This is a genomic window from Mucilaginibacter sp. (genome assembly GCF_041088075.1).
In the GTDB taxonomy this organism is placed as follows: Bacteria; Bacteroidota; Bacteroidia; order Sphingobacteriales; family Sphingobacteriaceae; genus Mucilaginibacter_A.
Genome location: NZ_JBGCVY010000025.1, coordinates 18,414 through 36,208, shown reverse-complemented (window position 1 = coordinate 36,208; position 17,795 = coordinate 18,414). Strand labels below are relative to the sequence as shown.

The window sequence follows — 17,795 nt, the reverse complement described above, 5'->3', positions numbered from 1 at the left end:
ATCAAGATGATTTTCTAAATGCATAGCTTTCCTGCTACTTGATACTTGCTACTCAATACTTGCTACTTAATACCTGCTACTATAAATGAACGCAATCAAAGAAACCAATTTTTCCTTTCCCGGCCAGACCAATTTTTACCGTGGCAAGGTGAGGGACGTTTATACAATTAGAGATCAATATTTGGTGATGGTTGCCACGGACCGTATTTCTGCTTTTGATGTGGTGCTGCCCGAACCGATACCTTTTAAAGGGCAAGTGCTGAACCAGATTGCGGCCGGTTTTTTGGAAGCAACGGCAGATATTGTTCCGAACTGGGTTATTTCTGTGCCTGATCCGAGCGTTACCATTGGCCGCATTTGCGAACCGTTTAAAGTAGAAATGGTAATCCGTGGTTATTTGGCCGGCCATGCCTGGCGCGAATATTATGCCGGTAAAAGAAGCATTTGCGGTGTAAGCTTGCCGGAAGGTTTGAAAGAGAACGACCCTTTGCCCAAACCCATCATCACGCCAACTACCAAAGCTGCTGTTGGCCATGATGAAGATATTTCCCGAACTGAAATTTTAGAAAAAGGGATTGTTTCGGAAGCAGATTACAGCCAACTTGAAAAATACACGCAAGCACTTTTTAAACGCGGAACAGAAATTGCGGCCGAACGCGGACTCATTTTAGTGGATACCAAATACGAGTTTGGCAAAGCTGATGGAAAGATTTTTTTGATTGATGAAATCCATACACCCGATTCTTCTCGTTACTTCTACAAAGATGGTTACGAGGAACGGCAGCAAAAAGGCGAAGCGCAAAAGCAATTATCCAAAGAATTTGTGCGGCAATGGCTGCTGGCCAATAATTTTTCGGGGCAGCAAGGGCAGCAAATCCCGGAAATGACGCCCGAAATTGTTCAATCCATATCCGAAAGGTACATTGAATTGTTTGAATACATTACTGCAAATCCTTTTCAGAAACCGGAAAACCAGGATGTTATGTTGCGGTTAGAAAAAAATATTACAAAAGCATTCACACTTTTGCCTTGAACACTTTTATTTCTACGCAAAATTATTCTATCTTTAACTATTAATATTAAAGGACATGAAATTTACAGTTGATAAACATGAAAAATATGTTTTGATTAAGTTAAACGAATCAAAACTAAATTCATTGATCTCACCACAACTGAAATCAGAATTAATTTTGATGAATACAGATGGGCAGCGCAATATTATTTTAGACTTATCAATGGTCAAGTTTGCAGATTCTTCCGGTTTAAGCAGTTTGCTGGTTGGCCACCGTATCTGTAAAAACGCCGAAGGTAACTTTATCTTAACCAGTTTAAGCGATTCTGTTGCCCGTTTGGTTTCTATTTCTCAATTAGAAAGCGTATTGACCATTGTTGGCACGCCAGAAGAAGCTATTGATTTGGTTTTTATGGAAGAGATTGAAAAAGAATTGAAAAAAGAAACAAAATAAAGCTTTCGGCCTGCGCGAGATGAGATTTGAGGTAACTATTTTAGGCAGCAGTTCGGCAACACCTATTTACAACAGAAACCCAACTTCACAGGCATTAAACATCAACGAGCGGGTTTATCTGATTGATTGCGGTGAAGGAACACAGCAGCAGATGTTGCGTTTTGACGTTAAACCAAGTAAGATAGACCATATTTTTATCAGTCATTTGCACGGCGACCATTACCTCGGACTAATTGGGCTGCTTTCGTCTATGCACCTTAACGGACGGAAAAAAGCCATGGAGCTTTTTGGCCCGCCAGATTTGCTAAAAATCCTTAATGTCCATTTTGAATCTTCCTGGACTAATCTTAATTACAAAATCAATTTTCATCCTTTACAAACCAGCCAGCCGGAAATTATCCTTGATAATGCGGATATGACAGTTGAAACCATCATCCTGAACCACCGCATTCCCTGTACCGGTTTTGTATTCCGCCAAAAAAAGCCATTGCTGAAATTGGATGCCGACCAACTGGAGCATTACAACGTTGGGCGAAACCAGTTTTTTAACCTGAAAAAAGGGGCAGACTTTGTAACCGAAGCAGGAGAGGTTATTGCCAACGAGTTAATCACGATAAAACCAGAAGCGCCTAAAAGCTACGCTTACTGTTCTGATACTTTAGCTGGCAAAAGTTATCTACCTCAAATCCAAGGTGTAAGCTTACTTTACCACGAAGCTACTTTTACCCATGATTTATTGGCGAGGGCCGAAGAAACGCATCATACAACAGCGTTGCAGGCCGGAGAAATTGCACAAAAAGCACAAGTTAAAAAACTATTGATCGGCCATTTTTCTGCACGGTACAAAACATTGGAACCTTTGCTGGAAGAGGCTCGGTCGGTTTTTGAAAATACCGAGCTGGCAATAGAAGGCAAAACGTTTTCGGCCTGATGCTTCTTGTTTGCAATGCTTTTTTTACCGCATAAAAATCATTGTCTTTTTTGTGGAATTTGTACTCGTAAAATAGCTAAGTACACCAAATTTATAGGCATAAAAGAAGCATTATAAAAATTTTCTGATACAAATTTAAAGCCTGTTTAAATTTTGTTCATTCATTTTTCGATGCTTCTTTTATCACCTGAAAATTGCTGGTCAATTGTTTTTTGTTTTTTCAGGTTGATGCAACTACCAATTTTTATAGGGTAAAAGAAGCATTAACATTTTTTCCGGTATAAATTTAAACAGGCTCTTAATCAACTTCTTTTATCAGTTGTTTTTCTTGCCGCCGAAGATGGAGAAGCTGACGTAACGTTTCGGGTTTGCTTTTAAGTCAATCATCAATTTATCCAAATTTGCGGCAGAATTGTTTAAGTTGTTGTACAGTTTATCGTCGTTCAGCAGCAAACCGATAGAACCCGTGCCATTATTGATTTTGTTGATCGCTGCCTGCAAATCCGTCATGGCTTTGTTGGCGTTGGTTAAAGTTTCCTGGATATTGGTTTTCGCAACCTGGTTGCTCAATTGGTCAAAGTTGGCAACGATGTGCGAAATGTGCTGGTTGTTGTTGCGCAAGTTGCTGGAAATAGACTCAAAGTTGGCCAAAATTTTACCGATCCTTCCGGATTCTGATCCAACCAAACCATCCACTTTTTTAGTTGTACGGTCAATTGTTTCTAAAGTAGAAGCAACACTTTTAAAACTACGGTCAATATTTTTTTGGAAAGAAGGGTTCAAAATCGTGTTGACGGAAGTTAAAAGCGAATCCATTTTGGTGATGATTGCTTCTGCTTTTTTCTGCACCGGCTGCACCGATTCGGCCAGGCTTCTTTCTACATTTGAACGCAAAGTGTCCTGGCTTTCGGCATTTACTTTGCTGTTTCCCAGTTCAAATTCAATCGCCTTATTTCCCAGTAAATCGGTACTCATTAACCGCGCAACAGAATTTTCGGGAATGAGATAATCTTTGTTGATTTTAAATTCTACCACAGTACTTCCGCTTGGTTGCAATTTCATGTCAGAAACGCGGCCAATCTGAAAACCGTTTACCAATACTGGTTTAGAAATATTTAAACCATCTACATGGCCATAAATGGCATAAAAGCGTTGCTCGCGCGATAAAATATCATTGCCACGCAAAAAGTTGTAGCCTAAAATCAAAACTACAATTGCAACGGCAGTAAGTGCACCAATTTTGGTTTCGTTAGATACTTTCAAAATATTAGATTTTTTTATAAGGTTAATTTTTTGTGTTATTCGTTTTCCTTTCGGTATTTGATGATGGCACGGACAATAGAATTTACAATTTCTTCCTGTCCTTCTTCCGAGTTTAAATACTTTTCATCGTCGGGGTTGTTGATAAAACCGGTTTCCACCAAAATGGATGGCATTGCACTGTGGCACAAAACCAAAACACCTTGTTCTATCACGCCGTTGCTTTTGCGGCCATCGGTTTCAACAAATTCCTTGTTCACTAAATCAGCAAAACGGATACTTTGTTTACGATATTTATTTTTATACGCATTTAACAAAATAGTAGATGTTGGGTCGTTCGGGTCAAAGGCACTGTTCATTTCGCTGGCGTCTTTTTCGTCCATTAAATTTTCCCGGATCGCCTTTTCTTCTTCCTTTGTGCGGTGAAAACCATAAACCAAAATCAAAACACCTTTGCCCGAACGATCCGGAACGCTGGTCCTTCTTCCGCCAACAACTACTGTTTTGTTTGGCAAGGAGTTGCAATGGATCGAAATAAACAAGTTTCCTTTGGCTGCGTTGGCAATGTCTGACCGTTTTTGCCAGTCCACATCTTCGCCGTTGGTTCGCGTCATCACCACTTTAATGTCTTTCAGTTCGCGCTGTATGGCTTTTTGTAACTTAAAGGCAATGGCCAGCGTAACATCTTTTTCCAGCGAAAAAGAACCGGCGGCACCGGCACGGCGGCCGCCATGCCCAGCATCAACCACAATGGTTTTTAGTTTAAAACGATTGCTTTCTGTGGTATCCGGCTTTACCGGTTTTTCTTCGATAAAAGAAGTAGTAGTGATAAAAAGTATAAAAAGCGGGAAACAATAAATGAGCCTTTTCAATGTTCTATTTTTCATTAATTTTGAGACCGTACACAACTTGTTTTTGCAAAAATAATATTCAAAACCGATTTTGAGATTTATAAAGTTTCTTTTTCCTGTACTGCTTGTCGGTATTTGTTTTTTTTCCGCTTTTTCTTTCTCAATCTCGCGATCAGCCCGAAAATATACGTCAAGGGCTAATGATACGATTATTCAGTTGGATTCTGCAAAAAAAAGAGACAAGCGGTTTTTGCAACGTGATTCTGTTCCTTCCAAAAGAAAAAACGGCAACAAAAAAACAGGTGTAAAAACAGCATTCAAAACAAAACAAGATACCAGCAAAACCGATACTTCAAAATCCAAAGGCGGTTTAAGTTCTACGGTTAAATACGCTGCAGAGGATTCAATTCGTATGGATCAGGCCAATAATATTGTTTATTTATACGGTCGTGCCCGGATTACATATGCAGATGCAGCCATTGATGCCGATTTTATCCGGCTTGACCAGAAAAACCACCTGGCGTATGCCCGCGGGTCAATCAACCCGAAAACCAAACGTTATGCCGGCAAGCCCATCCTCAAACAAAAAAACGAAAGCCCGGTAACAGCCGATTCTTTGGTTTTTGATTATGTAACCAAGAAAGCAAAAATTTACCAGGCATTTTCGGAGCAGCAGGGCAATTACATTTCGGGCGGTCAGGCTAAAAAGCTGAACGAAGACGAAATTGCCTACCGCAACATCCTTTTTAGTACCTGTAATCTGCCTTATCCGGATACACATTTTGGGATTATCATCACCAAAGGCATTGCCGAAAAAAACCAAATCATTTCCGGGCCTGCATATTTGGAGATTGAAGGCGTGCCTTTGCCGGTTGCCATTCCGTTCGGGTTTTTCCCAAAGCCGGACAAACGGACTTCCGGTATTATCCTGCCAAGTTTTGGCGAAGATGCACAGTTGGGTTTCAACCTGCGCAACTTTGGTTATTATCTGGGCATCAATGATAATTTGGATATCACCAATTACGGCTCCATTTACTCCAAAGGTTCTTTTGAGCTGAGTACCGATGCACGTTATTTAAGCCGCTATAAATATTCCGGCGATTTGGCTTTAAGTTTTGGCTACCATAAATACGGTTTGGAAACGGATCCCGCAGCAAAAGATTTTAACATTCGCTGGGCACATTCGCAAAACCCAAACGCAAGCCCGGGTTCAACTTTTAGTGCATCGGTAAATGCCGGTACTTCCACCTACTATAGAAACAACGCCAGCAACGTTAATTATAACATAGCTGCTTTAACCCAAAATAACCTTCGTTCCAGCATTGCCTATAGTAAAACCTGGCTGGGTACGCCGTTTAATTTTACGATGAGTGCAAACCACAGCCAGGATCTGACCCAAAAAACCATCAACTTAGATTTGCCAAGTTTTACCTTTAACATGGCCAGCATCAACCCTTTTGATTCTAAAAACCGGGTGGGCGATCAGAAATGGTACCAGCGCATCAATGTGCAATATACGTTGACAGGCGATAACCGCGTAAGTTCGATACCGGAATCTCAGTTTTTAACCAAAGCAGTTTTAAAACGGTTTCAAAACGGGTTTAACCAAGCTATTCCGGTAAGTTTAAGTTTAAACGTTTTAAAATACTTCCAGTTCAGCTCAAGTTTCAATTACAGCGAAGTAGATTTATTTCAAACAGTCAGAAAAAGATATGCCAGGGGAAATACCAGCGGTGCGGATTCTTTGGTTACCGATACCGTTCCCGGGTTTCGCCGTGCGGGTTCTTATAGTGTAAGCACCGGTTTATCAACCAAAGTTTACGGTACATTAAACTTTAAAGGCGGAAGGCTGAAAGCGATCCGGCATACCATGACACCTTCGCTTAGTTTTGCTTATCGCCCTGATTACAACAGCGATTCTTACGGTTATTACCATAATGTGGTGAGCAACCCGGCAATTCCTTATCCTTATGCCGTAACCCGTTATTCTATTTTCGACAATGGGCTTTATCCCGGCCCTTCCGGCGGCCGTTCTGCCGGTATCACCCTAAGTGTGGATAATACCGTTGAAGCAAAAGTGAGGGCGAAAAGTACGGATACCACGAATACTGATCGTAAAGTACCAATTTTGCAAGGGCTTTCTTTTTCTACCTTTTACAACTTACTGGCCGATTCGCTTAAACTTTCGCCCATTAATGTTTCCGGGCGTACGGCTTTGTTCAACCAAAAACTGGGCGTCAATTTCAGCGGTGTTTTCAATCCGTACACTACGATTGTTCGCGATTCTATCCGGGAAGGGCAATTGGTGAAATATGCCAGAACGATCAACCAATACACTTTAGAAAACGGCAAGTTGCCAAAGCTTACATCTTTTTCGCTTTCCATGGATTTCAGCCTGAACTCCAACAGCATCAGAAACCAAAACCAGCAAAAAAACCAGAACTTAAACAATACCATCAACGGAATGAACCCCCAGCAGGCCAATGCTTTGGCTTTGATCAACCGCGACCCAAATGCTTTTGTTGATTTTAACATCCCCTGGAACGTTTCCATGAACTATAATTTCTCTTATTTCAATTCGGGGATTTCGACCAACATTACCAATACCATGAACGTGAACGGCGATTTTAACGTTACTCCGAAATGGAAGCTGCAATACACTTCCGGTTATGATTTTCGCCTAAACAAAATCACCACAACTTCCTTATCCATTTACCGCGATTTGCATTGCTGGGACTTGGCTTTTCAATGGATCCCGTTTGGTTATTACAAATATTACAGTGTTGATTTGCGCGTGAAAGCCAGCATTTTGCAAACCTTAAAATTGAACAAGCGGAAAGATTACTACAACAATTATTAAGCCTGGTTAAATTTGTACAACAAAAAATCAGGATGCTTCTTTTACCCTATAAAAATTGGTGAGTATTTAATTTCTAATTTGTTTAGGCTGATTTTAACACCAATTTTTAGGTGATAAAAGAAGCATGGAAACTTTAATAAATAAATTTTAAACAGGCTTTAACATGTTAGCAGAAATTATTACGATTGGCGACGAAATCCTGATCGGGCAAATTGTGGACAGCAATTCGGCCTGGATGGCGCAGCAGTTAAACGCAATCGGTATCCGCATCAAACAAATTTCTTCCATTTCTGATAACCGCGAACATATTTTGACCGGCATAAAAGAAGCATCGCAACGTGCCGATATAATTTTGATGACCGGCGGATTAGGCCCAACAAAAGACGACATCACCAAAACCACTTTGGCCGAATATTTTGGTGTTGAGATGAAACGGGACGAGCCAACTTTAGAACACGTCCGCCAGATTTTTGCCCGTTTTAACCGTCCGCTTTTGGATGTCAATATCAGTCAGGCCGATGTTCCTGCAAATTGCGAAGTTTTGTTCAATAAAAACGGCACGGCACCTGGCATGTGGTTTCAGGAAAATGGAAAAGTTTATGTTTCGATGCCCGGCGTTCCGCACGAAATGATGTATTTGATGGAAGATCTGGTGATCCCGAAACTGAAAGCAACTTTCGATCTGCCAAAAATTTTGCATCAAACCATTTTAACCGTTGGTGAAGGCGAATCATTTTTGGCCGAACGCATTGCAGATATTGAAGACCAACTTCCGCCCGAAATAAAACTGGCTTACCTACCGAAACTTGGAACGGTGCGTTTGCGGTTAAGTGCTTACGGCGATGCCAAAGCCGACGAAGAAAAGCTGAAACAGGAACTCGAAACCCAAACTCAAAAATTGATAGAACGCTTAGGTTCAACCGTTGCAGCAACCGAAGATATTCCGCTGGAAAAAGCGATACTTCTTTTAATGGCAAAAAATCAGCAAACTTTAGCTTTGGCCGAAAGCTGTACCGGCGGTTATCTGGCGCATTTATTTACGAGTCAGCCTGGCGCTTCCAGCGTTTTTTTGGGCGGCGCGGTTTCTTATTCTTATGAGATGAAAGAAAAAATGCTGGGTGTAAACAGCGATACGTTGTGGGAAACCGGCGCGGTGAGCGAGGAAACTGTGCGCGAAATGGCGGAAGGCGCATTGCGGAATTTTGGTTCGGATTATGCCGTTGCCGTTACCGGGATTGCCGGCCCAGATGGCGGAACATCCGAAAAACCAGTCGGAACGGTTTGGATTGGTGTTGCCCGAAAAGGAAAAACACTTGCGAAAAAGTATGTTTTCGGAAACAAACGCATCCAAAACATCGAACGCACGGCCATTACGGCCATGGGCGATTTGCTTAAACTGCTGCGCGAGCCGATTGCATAATCCGTAATAAATTGTACTTTTGGATCACTGAAAAATAATGGCGCTATACGAATTGTTACTGCCTAAAATGGGCGAAAGTGTTGCCGAAGCCACCGTCATAAAATGGCTGAAAGCACCCGGCGAAATGGTTGAAGCCGAAGATGCGGTGGTTGAAATTGCAACCGATAAAGTAGATTCGGACGTTGCTTCGCCGGTAAAAGGCAAGTTGGTAGCGCAATTATTTAAAGAAGACGAAGTAGCGCAGGTTGGCACCGTGATCGCAACGATTGAAACCGAACCTGACGGGCAACAAGCAGAAACGCCAAAACCGGTTGCAGCACAACCCATTCAGCCTGAAAAAGTACTGGTAAAAGAAGCATCCGAAGAAAAAGTACCGGTAAAAGAAGCATTGCCTGAAAACCTCCCGGGCCTGGAACTTTTGCAACCAAAACCAACGGTGCCAAGCCCTGTAAAAGACAGTATCCGTTTTTATTCTCCTTTGGTAAGAAGCATTGCTGCGCAGGAAAATATCAAGCAGGAAGAACTCGACCAGATTTCGGGAACCGGGGCCGAAGGCCGGTTGACCAAAGATGATTTGCTGCTTTATCTCCAAAACAAAAAATCTTCGGCACATACATCAAATCCACCAAAACCAACCGAAACGGCTACCGAAAAAACACCGGTAAAAGAAGCATTGCAACCGGAAAGCAAACCAAGTCCACGTGTTGCTGCCACGGTTTCTGCCGGAGATGAGGTCATCGAAATGGACCGGATGCGCAAAATGATTGCCGAACATATGACGAGCAGCAAGGAAATTGCGGCGCATGTAACTTCTTTCATCGAAACCGATGTAACCAATTTAGTGCTTTGGCGCGAGAAACATAAACTTACTTTTGAAAAACGGGAAGGCGAAAAAATAACGTTCACCCCAATTTTTGTGGAAGCCGTTGCCAAAGCGTTAAAGGCTATGCCGATGGTAAACGTTTCGCTGAACGGAACACAAATCATCAAAAAGAAAAATATCAACATCGGCATGGCCACGGCTTTGCCAAACGGAAACCTAATTGTTCCGGTGATCAAAAACGCGGACCAATTAAATTTATTAGGCTTAACGAAATCGGTAAACGATTTAGCTGTTCGTGCCCGTAACAACAAATTGAAACCCGAAGAAGTAAAAGACGGCACTTTTACCATCACCAATATCGGTTCTTTCGGCAACATTATGGGCACGCCGATCATAAACCAGCCGCAGGTTGCTATTTTGGCAATTGGCGTGATCAGGAAAAAACCGGCCGTTATCGAAACCGAAACCGGCGATATGATAGCCATCCGGCATTTGATGTACCTGTCGCTTTCTTACGATCACCGGATTGTTGATGGCTCGTTGGGCGGGATGTTCCTGAAAAAAGTTTCTGATGAGTTAGAAAACTGGGATTCGAGGCGGGAAATCTAATGCTTCTTTTACCGGCATAAAATTAGTATTGCTGATTACGGTGCGGCTTCCTCTTTGGCCACAGCAATAAGCTTCTTGCTTACTTTATTTTTGCCAATAATGAAAATTGAAAAAAACAGCGCGCAAATAATAAAAAACAAACTCAGGTAAGCGCTGATAAAACAACTTGCACCAGCAAGCAGGAAACAAACCGGGCTAAAAATAGCAGATCTTACCGCAGAGCGGTAAACACTTTTAGTCAAAGCTCCGTGCTTTACATCCTCGTTCCGAATAATGTATTCAAGGATAATAAAGTGCATCATTGAAATCAAAAATAAAGTTCCGGTATAAATCAAAATGGTTGTTGGCAGAAAAAAATTATCGGCCAAAATAGAAGCCGGAAAAGGCACCAGCGCATTAAACATCAGGTAAACCAAATTGAGCCAAAGCAAAGGCGTATCAACTACTTTTGCAAAACTAAATATCCGGTGATGGGCGATCCAGAAGATACCAATTACCAAAAAGCTAAAACCAAAACTTAGTAATTTAGGTAGGGCAGCAAAGATGATATGGTTTAACTGTACGTTATTGGTAATGTGTACGTCCGGTACTTTTACATTTAAAATAAGCAAGGTGATGACGATGGCAAATACGCCATCCGAAAAAGCTTCAAGCCGGTTTTTGTTCATGTTGTATTTTAGCTAACACAATCACAAACGTATTGTTCATTGTTCTTAATCAACCCTAATCAATAGGATTATTGTTTTTTTGGAACATCATGCGGATATCTTTTGCTCCTGGCCCGGTATTGCTGTTTGCTGCAACCCGACGCAGAGAACATAATTATCACTGACAGCCCTGTTAGTATAAGCGTTAAGTTTTTCATGGATTTTTACAATCGTGTTTATATAAAGATAGAAAGGTTTTTAAAAATCATAAAATAAAGCAGCCCTGATTTTGTTACTATTTAAGATTTTTTACTATTTTTATTTTTAATACTTTTTTACCTTTAAATAAAACAACTGTGCCAAAAAACTTAAACTATCCTTTAGCTTCTTTTCAAAAATCGTATGCCCTGGCCGATGCTGTTAATGCTTTGGGCGGAAGTTGTACCGTAGAAAATGCTGCACAAAAGATGCAACGCAAAGTAAGCGGCGGTTTTATGGTGATTATTTCTTCGGCACAAAAATTTAAACTAACCAATTTTGAAAAAGGTTTAATTACTACTACGGAAGAATATAAACTAATCAAACATTCTTATACCAACAGCGAAAGGTTGGATCTGCTTAGAAAGGCTTTTTTATCGCCGCAAATTTTTTCTTTGTTGTACGAAAGGTTTAAAGGCAAAGAACTACCGACAGAAATGCTCGACAAAATATTGATCCGGGAATTTGGCGTGGAAGAAAGTACGGCTGGCCGTATTGCAGGCTATTTTGTAGATGGTTTAAAAACGTATGGATTATTAAACGGATCAACGGTGTTAAGTTTAGAACACGAACAATCAGAGGATCCAATAATCCAAAATATTTTTGAAACAGAAAAGACTGAAAACAAAGCAGTTGAGGAACAATTCGTTCAGCAAAAAACAGAAGCATTAAATAAGGATGCTTCTTTTACCGGCCTAAATTTGGTGGGTTTTGAATTTGAAATTGCCGGGCCGGGAATAAATACCAAGGTTACAATTGATGACGAAGAAGATTTACTGATCGTAGAAGCGATGCTCAAAAAAATCAGAAAAGCACTGAATGGGAAGGATAAATAAGATTTAGGTTTATTACCAATACTATAAGTTGTAAAACAGTAATAAACTATTTGGAGTTGTTTAAACTTATTTCCGGATACTTCTTTTACCGGGTAAAATTAATGTCATCCCCCTAACCCCCTTCAAAGGGGAAAAGGGCCATGGCGCATATCTTTTTATCTCGAAACTTTTGAATTTTAGAAAGGTAGGCGACAGGCTTCTCCCTTTGAAGGGGTTTAGGGGGATGAATTGGTTTTCTCTGAACAATTTTTATTCCTAAAAACACAAAAAGGTTAAACAACTTCTTTAATAATATTAGTTTTTAGAAAATCATTTGTTGTTGAAAAATTTAGGTTTTTGCTTTTTGCCCAATTGATAAATTTAGAGATCCTATTCACAAAACTATCGCCAGTTTTTTTTACCACATAGTTGGGAAAGTTAAAACGATCGGGTTGGTTTAGGTTGGTAAATTCCCAAGGGTGAAAATACAAATTGAGATAGCCGTCTTTTTTATAGGTTCGATAGCACAACCATTGGATCAAATTTAATGGCAGGTTGTGAAAAGTCAGCCAAAACAAAGGAAACCGGACTACCGGCGTAACTGAAGACGGCAACTGTAAAACCTGATCTTTAAAAAACCAGGTTCGCGGTTTGTTGAAATTGTTGTACCTACCGGGCAGCCAGGTCGGGTTGATCGAAGAATTGTAAACATAGCCCGCTTTAAAAATTTCCTGCTCATCAACCGGCATCATCCGCGCCATGCGGTAGCCCGAGACCTGCAGTCCGGTCAATTGCTCCAATGCTTCTTTTGATTGCCTTAAATGTTCGACCTTGAAATCGGAATGGTAATAGCCGTGGGAAGCAATTTCGTGTCCGTCGGCAACTATTTTTTCAATGATGTCTGGCTTATTTAAGGCATAATTTGCGGTACAATAAAAGGTTGCTTTTACCTGATGCTGTTTTAACAAGGCTAAAATCTTTTTCGTGCCTTCGGTTGAAATGGACAATTGATCTGCAAAAGAAATGGTTTTGCCATACTCAAACGGCATGTCAAACTCCTCAATATCAAAGCTTAATAAAATCATGGTTAATTTTTACCAGGTTAGAAGAACGTACAATATAATTTGGCCGTTGCTTGGCCTGCATAAATAATTTGCCCAAATACAAACCAATAATGCCCATCACCATCAACTGCAAACCGCCAAAAAAAACAATGGTGGCTAGGAGCGAGGCCCAGCCGGAAACCACATGTCCGGAAAAATAACTGATCAAAATATAAGGCACGTATAAAACCGCGGCAAGGGCGAAAAATAAACCCACGCCGATAGCAATATTTAGCGGACGAACGCTGAAAGCAGTGATACCTTCTACCGCAAAACGTACCATCCGTTTAAAAGTGTATTTGCTTTTTCCGGAAAAACGCGGGTCGCAAACGTAGTTAATGGCAAATTGCCTGAAGCCAAGCCAACGGATCAAACCGCGCATAAACAATCCATTTTCAGGAAGTTGCGCCAATACATTTGCTACTTTCCGGTCAATCAGCCTAAAATCTGCCGTCCCTTTTTCCAGCTTTGTATCGGATAACGAATTGATGATGCGGTAATAAATATCCGATGTTTTACGCTTAAAAAAAGTAGCTTCATCGGCATATTCGCGTGTGGTATAAACAATATCGTAGCCTTCTTCCCATTTCTGCAAAAATTGCGGGATGAGTTCGGGCGGATGCTGCAAATCGCTGTCCATGCAAATAATGCAATCGCCACTGGCATGGTCGTAACCGGCTTTTAAAGCATTTTGGTGGCCGAAATTGCGGGAAAGTTCCAAGTAAAAAAAGTTATTTCCGGTAGTTGAAAGCGTTTTTAGTTTATCCAAAGTATGGTCAGAACTGCCATCGTCAACAAAAATAACTTCAAATTGATAAGGCAGGCCTGCAAAAACAGCAATCAATTTTGAAGCAAGCGTTTCCACATTGCCTTCTTCATTAAACGATGGAACTACGATGGAAACTAACTTTTTCATACGGCTAATTCCACTTTTTGGGTTTCGGCAACTGCACTTCTTGTCCAGGTTTCATAAATCACATACAACCAAACCAGGAAACATGGCAATGCTTTTAACGAATATTTTACTATATATTGGGTTTGGATGAACTTAGGAAAAATATCAGATGGCGAAAGGCTGGTTAAAATAAACGCAAAAACCAGCAAAGCAATTTGAAGTTTAGTTACAGGTTTTGGCAAGTTGACAAACCAAATGGCAACCCCAACAAAAGCAATGATATAAGTCGGCGACTCGGAACCGGAACTGAAAAGAACGGTAAACAGCAGTGTCGAACTCAAAATAAGCAATTGGTAAGAGAGGTTTTGGTATTTTTTGATGAACAGGTAAGAAGAGCCAAAAAGTGCCAAGGCCGGAAGTAAGACAACAAGATCAGAAATTTTTGGCAGCATAAAAATGCGCCGAACCATGCCGATAACAGAAATATCCTGCATAACGGATGCTGCGTTTTGAGCATCTTTTTCAATCAGCACGTTTTTCCAATCCTGATAAGTTTGAATGACAAAAGCAGGAGAAGATATCGCCATCGGCAGAACAAAGAAAACTACCGACCAAAATAGTAAACTTAAAATGAGTTTGATTTTTTGATCCGAAAAAAAGAAAAACGCCAAACCGACAATGCCATACAGTTTAATAAAAGTGCCTAAAATAATCAAGCAAGCCGCCCAAAAATCTTTTTTTTCACGGATCAAAATAAAACTGCCCAAAATGATAGCAGCCATGCAAGGGTTAAACTGGTCGCTAAAAGAAGCAGTCATCAACTCGTGTGCGCAAAGCAATAACACAATGGTTTTGTAATGGTTAGCGATGGGAAGGTGAGTAATAGCTTGATATAAAACCCAAGCATTAAACATGATCCACAACGCAACGGCCAACGAATCTGGAAGCCAGACAAATGGTGCTATAAACAAAGCAAACACGGGCCCATAATGGTTTACATCCAAAAAATGCTCGGGTTGTGGAAGGTATAAATTATGCTGATGGACGAGGTTGAAAAAGGTGAACTTGTAGATGAGGTAGTTGTTGTGAAGATGGCCGAAAGCCTGTTTGATAGCCACAAAAAAACTTAAACCAAACCATAAAAAAAGTGCCGTGCTTTTTTTAGTAAGGAAGTTTAAGGCAGAAGACATGGTTTCGAAAGGTTTTGACAGCTTGCAAACATATAAAATTTGTTGAATAATAGAATAGCTAAAAAAGGAGCTGAGTACGTGTATAATGTTTGTTCAAACTGTTGCTGATGCTTCTTTTACCACACAAAAATCAATGTTGTTTTGTGTTTTTTGTACCTAAAGATAGCAATATCAAGCACAAAATTTACAGGCATAAAAGAAGCATTATAAATTTTTATGGTAGAGATTTAAACAGGCCCTGAACTTGGCCACATAAAAAAAAGAGGGCTCTGACCAGGAGCCCCCTTTAACAAATAAGATAAAAGAAATCTACTACAAAACTTTTATCGGTGCTTTTAAGCAAAACCTACCGCGGCGAGACCGGGTTGGTTACTGCTATAAAAGCTTTGTCTGCTGATATACGGTGTTCTTGAGCGATCAGATTTATTAATTTTATTTTTCCTGTAATAAATTTAAAACTTTCCGAATAGAAGCGTTCTGCAACATGTTCAAACTGCAAAGCATCAACCAATTCCTCCTGGTTATACCGTAAATAAACGGTCAGTTCCACATCGTTTGTAAACTGTAAATGGTCGGTTTCGGCGGCTTTTTTGTATTCGTAATGGTAATCGTAACGCAAAGCGGTAATGTCTGATAAAACGGCCGAACCGGTTGGATGGCCGCCTGCACCTTTGCCATAAAAAAACTGCTGATCGGCAAAAGCAGCCTGGACAATCACGCCGTTGTATTCATAATCTACGTTGTAAAGCAATTCGTTACGGTTGATAAAACGGGGTAAAACATACATACAAACTTGCTTGTCGTTCAGCTTTTTTGCAAACGGTACTAATTTGATTTTTAGGTCTTTCTCTTTTGCGTATTGAATATCTTGTACAGCTAAATTTGCAATCCCTAAATTAAATACTTCTTCCGGTTTAACCACAATTCCATACGCGTGATAAGCAGCAATCACCAGTTTAAATTTGGCATCAAAACCATCAACATCCATCGTTGGGTCTGTTTCGGCAAAACCCAAATCCTGCGCTTGTTTTAAGGCCGAAGCATAATCCAATCCGTCGTTAAACCCTTTCGACAAAATGTAATTGGAAGAACCGTTAAAAATGCCGCTGATAGAATACAACAATTCGTTATCGTAATATTCTTCCAGGTTTCGGATGATGGGAATACTGCCGCAAACCGCGCCTTCGTACAACAATGAGGTTCCGTACTGGTGCAGCAAATCAATCAGTTCGGCCAAATGCTGTGCAATCATTTTTTTGTTGGCCGAAACCACATTTTTGCCGGCTTTGATTGCAGCCGAAACGATTTCGAAAGCAGCATCTGAATCGTTGATCAGTTCGACAACGGTATTTATTTCTGGGTTTTGGAGGATACTGTTTTTATCGGTCGAAAATAGGTGTTGCGGTAAGGAGCGTTCTTTCGTGGCATCTTTAATCACAAATTTAATGATCTCCAGGTTCAAATGTTTCGTTTTGATAATATCGTACAAACCCTGGCCAACCACACCAAAACCAAAAAGGCCAATATTTAATTTTTTACTCATAAGGATTTAGGCCGTGCCGGATAAAAGGACAGGCGTTGCTGTAACTTGTTGTTTCAAAAAAGAATATATAATTTTACTTAAAGCTTCTGTTTCTATTAAAAAACCATCGTGGCCGAACAACGATTCTACCTCGGCGAAGGCAGCACCCGGAATATTACGGTAAAGAAAGCGTTGTTCGTCCGGCGGAAAAAGAATATCAGAAGCAATCGCAATAACCAATGTTTTGGCTTTGATCCGCCCCAGGGCACTTTCTAAACTCGGCCTGTTTCGTGCCACATTATGACTGTCCATTGCTTTAGTTAAATACCAGTAACTGTAAGCATTAAAGCGGTTTACCAATTTTTGTCCCTGGTAATTTTGGTAGGAGGAAGCGTTGAACGAATCCCTTTTTTGAGGATCATCGTCGGCTTGCGTTATGGCGTAGGTTTTATAATTCCGGTAAGAGAGCAAGGCCAAACTGCGTGCTGCTTTTAACCCGGTATTTCCTCCGTTTGGCACACTCTTGTAAAAAGTTGGATCGGCAGCAATAGCCAGCCGTTGCGATTCGTTAAAGGCAATCCCCCAGGGAGAATGTTTGGCATTGCTGGCGAGAATAATCAAGTGATCCATTTTTCCTGGTTCTGCAATTGCCCATTCCAACGCTTGTTGTCCGCCTAAAGAACCACCAATCAAGGTATCTATTTGTTCAATCCCTAAATGTTTGGCCAGCAATTGATGCGCTTTCACTACATCACGAATTGTAAATTCGGGAAATGTTAAAAAATAAGGTTCATCAGTTCGGGGATGGATGCTCAAAGGATTGGTGGTTCCGTAAGCAGAACCCAGAATATTGGCACAAACAATAAAATGATCCTGCGGGTTGAACAAAGCCTTTTCTCCGAACAAACCCGGCCACCAATCCAGCACATCAGAATTTGCCGTTAAAGCATGACAAACCCAAACCACATTGTTTTTTTCAGGATTAAGATGGCCAAAAGTATGGTAAGCGATCTCCATGCCGGGCAAATGCTTGCCAGATTCTAAAGTAAAACGAACGGTGCTTGTAAATTTTTGTAGGCTCATCAATAAAATTAAGGTTCGGCCAAAACCAATTAAAATAAGCTGGCCAGCAGTAAAATACTGTT

General features: G+C 40.7%; 15 protein-coding genes. 7 read left to right on the top strand and 8 right to left on the bottom strand.

Annotated elements, in window-relative coordinates:
• Positions 1 to 85: 85 nt before the first annotated feature.
• From V5804_RS05335 to V5804_RS05325, 3 genes are read left to right on the top strand one after another with little or no spacing between them, the layout of a single operon-like run.
• Complete coding sequence (locus V5804_RS05335; RefSeq protein ID WP_369590345.1) at positions 86 to 1,033, top strand: phosphoribosylaminoimidazolesuccinocarboxamide synthase; 948 nt, start codon at positions 86 to 88, stop codon at positions 1,031 to 1,033.
• 55 nt (positions 1,034 to 1,088) lie between these two features.
• Complete coding sequence (locus V5804_RS05330) at positions 1,089 to 1,466, top strand: STAS domain-containing protein (protein WP_369590344.1); 378 nt, start codon at positions 1,089 to 1,091, stop codon at positions 1,464 to 1,466.
• A gap of 19 nt (positions 1,467 to 1,485) precedes the next feature.
• Entirely contained in the window at positions 1,486 to 2,397 is a 912-nt protein-coding gene (locus tag V5804_RS05325) for a ribonuclease Z (RefSeq protein WP_369590343.1), read from the top strand.
• 315 nt (positions 2,398 to 2,712) lie between these two features.
• Here V5804_RS05325 and V5804_RS05320 read toward each other — a convergent pair whose 3' ends face one another.
• Entirely contained in the window at positions 2,713 to 3,660 is a 948-nt protein-coding gene (locus tag V5804_RS05320) for an MlaD family protein (RefSeq protein WP_369590342.1), read from the bottom strand.
• Between the two features lie 35 nt (positions 3,661 to 3,695).
• Positions 3,696 to 4,544, bottom strand: coding sequence for an N-acetylmuramoyl-L-alanine amidase (locus V5804_RS05315; protein WP_369590341.1), 849 nt, complete (start codon positions 4,542 to 4,544; stop codon positions 3,696 to 3,698).
• 214 nt (positions 4,545 to 4,758) lie between these two features.
• On the opposite strand from V5804_RS05315, the gene V5804_RS05310 reads away from it, so the two are divergent.
• From V5804_RS05310 to V5804_RS05300, 3 genes are all read left to right on the top strand, one after another.
• Positions 4,759 to 7,368: a putative LPS assembly protein LptD gene (locus tag V5804_RS05310; protein WP_369590340.1), complete on the top strand. Its 2,610-nt coding sequence runs from the start codon at positions 4,759 to 4,761 to the stop codon at positions 7,366 to 7,368.
• Between the two features lie 163 nt (positions 7,369 to 7,531).
• Positions 7,532 to 8,788 (top strand): competence/damage-inducible protein A, encoded by a 1,257-nt coding sequence (locus V5804_RS05305; protein WP_369590339.1) that lies wholly within the window; start codon positions 7,532 to 7,534, stop codon positions 8,786 to 8,788.
• A gap of 37 nt (positions 8,789 to 8,825) precedes the next feature.
• Positions 8,826 to 10,220, top strand: a complete 1,395-nt coding sequence (locus V5804_RS05300; protein WP_369590338.1) for a dihydrolipoamide acetyltransferase family protein — start codon at positions 8,826 to 8,828, stop codon at positions 10,218 to 10,220.
• 35 nt (positions 10,221 to 10,255) lie between these two features.
• Here the strand turns inward: V5804_RS05300 and V5804_RS05295 are convergent, their stop codons facing one another.
• Entirely contained in the window at positions 10,256 to 10,888 is a 633-nt protein-coding gene (locus V5804_RS05295) for a TMEM175 family protein (protein ID WP_369590337.1), read from the bottom strand.
• 335 nt (positions 10,889 to 11,223) lie between these two features.
• Here V5804_RS05295 and V5804_RS05290 point away from each other — a divergent pair, with 335 nt between their 5' ends.
• Positions 11,224 to 11,961, top strand: coding sequence for a hypothetical protein (locus tag V5804_RS05290; protein WP_369590336.1), 738 nt, complete (start codon positions 11,224 to 11,226; stop codon positions 11,959 to 11,961).
• A gap of 272 nt (positions 11,962 to 12,233) precedes the next feature.
• Here the strand turns inward: V5804_RS05290 and V5804_RS05285 are convergent, their stop codons facing one another.
• From V5804_RS05285 to metX, 5 genes are all read right to left on the bottom strand, one after another.
• Positions 12,234 to 13,025, bottom strand: coding sequence for a polysaccharide deacetylase family protein (locus V5804_RS05285; RefSeq protein WP_369590335.1), 792 nt, complete (start codon positions 13,023 to 13,025; stop codon positions 12,234 to 12,236).
• Positions 13,006 to 13,959: a glycosyltransferase family 2 protein gene (locus V5804_RS05280; RefSeq protein WP_369590334.1), complete on the bottom strand. Its 954-nt coding sequence runs from the start codon at positions 13,957 to 13,959 to the stop codon at positions 13,006 to 13,008. The genes V5804_RS05285 and V5804_RS05280 overlap by 20 nt, the downstream gene beginning before the upstream one ends.
• Complete coding sequence (locus V5804_RS05275; protein WP_369590333.1) at positions 13,956 to 15,128, bottom strand: glycosyltransferase family 87 protein; 1,173 nt, start codon at positions 15,126 to 15,128, stop codon at positions 13,956 to 13,958. Before V5804_RS05275 ends, V5804_RS05280 begins: the two co-directional genes overlap by 4 nt.
• Positions 15,129 to 15,474: 346 nt before the next feature.
• On the bottom strand, positions 15,475 to 16,671 hold the full coding sequence (locus V5804_RS05270; RefSeq protein ID WP_369590332.1) for a homoserine dehydrogenase: 1,197 nt from the start codon (positions 16,669 to 16,671) through the stop codon (positions 15,475 to 15,477).
• A gap of 6 nt (positions 16,672 to 16,677) precedes the next feature.
• The gene (gene metX / locus V5804_RS05265) at positions 16,678 to 17,733 is read right to left on the bottom strand and encodes a homoserine O-acetyltransferase (protein ID WP_369590331.1); all 1,056 of its coding nucleotides are present in this window, start codon (positions 17,731 to 17,733) and stop codon (positions 16,678 to 16,680) included.
• Positions 17,734 to 17,795: the final 62 nt, after the last annotated feature.

Bases quoted from the DNA above. Each gene is read 5' to 3' on its own strand.
- metX (WP_369590331.1), bottom strand. From the start codon at position 17,733: ATGAGCCTACAAAAATTTACAAGCACCGTTCGTTTTACTTTAGAATCT.
- V5804_RS05275 (WP_369590333.1), bottom strand. From the start codon at position 15,128: ATGTCTTCTGCCTTAAACTTCCTTACTAAAAAAAGCACGGCACTTTTT.
- V5804_RS05315 (WP_369590341.1), bottom strand. From the start codon at position 4,544: ATGAAAAATAGAACATTGAAAAGGCTCATTTATTGTTTCCCGCTTTTT.
- V5804_RS05305 (WP_369590339.1), top strand. From the start codon at position 7,532: ATGTTAGCAGAAATTATTACGATTGGCGACGAAATCCTGATCGGGCAA.
- V5804_RS05280 (WP_369590334.1), bottom strand. From the start codon at position 13,959: ATGAAAAAGTTAGTTTCCATCGTAGTTCCATCGTTTAATGAAGAAGGC.
- V5804_RS05285 (WP_369590335.1), bottom strand. From the start codon at position 13,025: ATGATTTTATTAAGCTTTGATATTGAGGAGTTTGACATGCCGTTTGAG.
- V5804_RS05270 (WP_369590332.1), bottom strand. From the start codon at position 16,671: ATGAGTAAAAAATTAAATATTGGCCTTTTTGGTTTTGGTGTGGTTGGC.
- V5804_RS05335 (WP_369590345.1), top strand. From the start codon at position 86: ATGAACGCAATCAAAGAAACCAATTTTTCCTTTCCCGGCCAGACCAAT.
- V5804_RS05325 (WP_369590343.1), top strand. From the start codon at position 1,486: ATGAGATTTGAGGTAACTATTTTAGGCAGCAGTTCGGCAACACCTATT.
- V5804_RS05295 (WP_369590337.1), bottom strand. From the start codon at position 10,888: ATGAACAAAAACCGGCTTGAAGCTTTTTCGGATGGCGTATTTGCCATC.
- V5804_RS05330 (WP_369590344.1), top strand. From the start codon at position 1,089: ATGAAATTTACAGTTGATAAACATGAAAAATATGTTTTGATTAAGTTA.
- V5804_RS05300 (WP_369590338.1), top strand. From the start codon at position 8,826: ATGGCGCTATACGAATTGTTACTGCCTAAAATGGGCGAAAGTGTTGCC.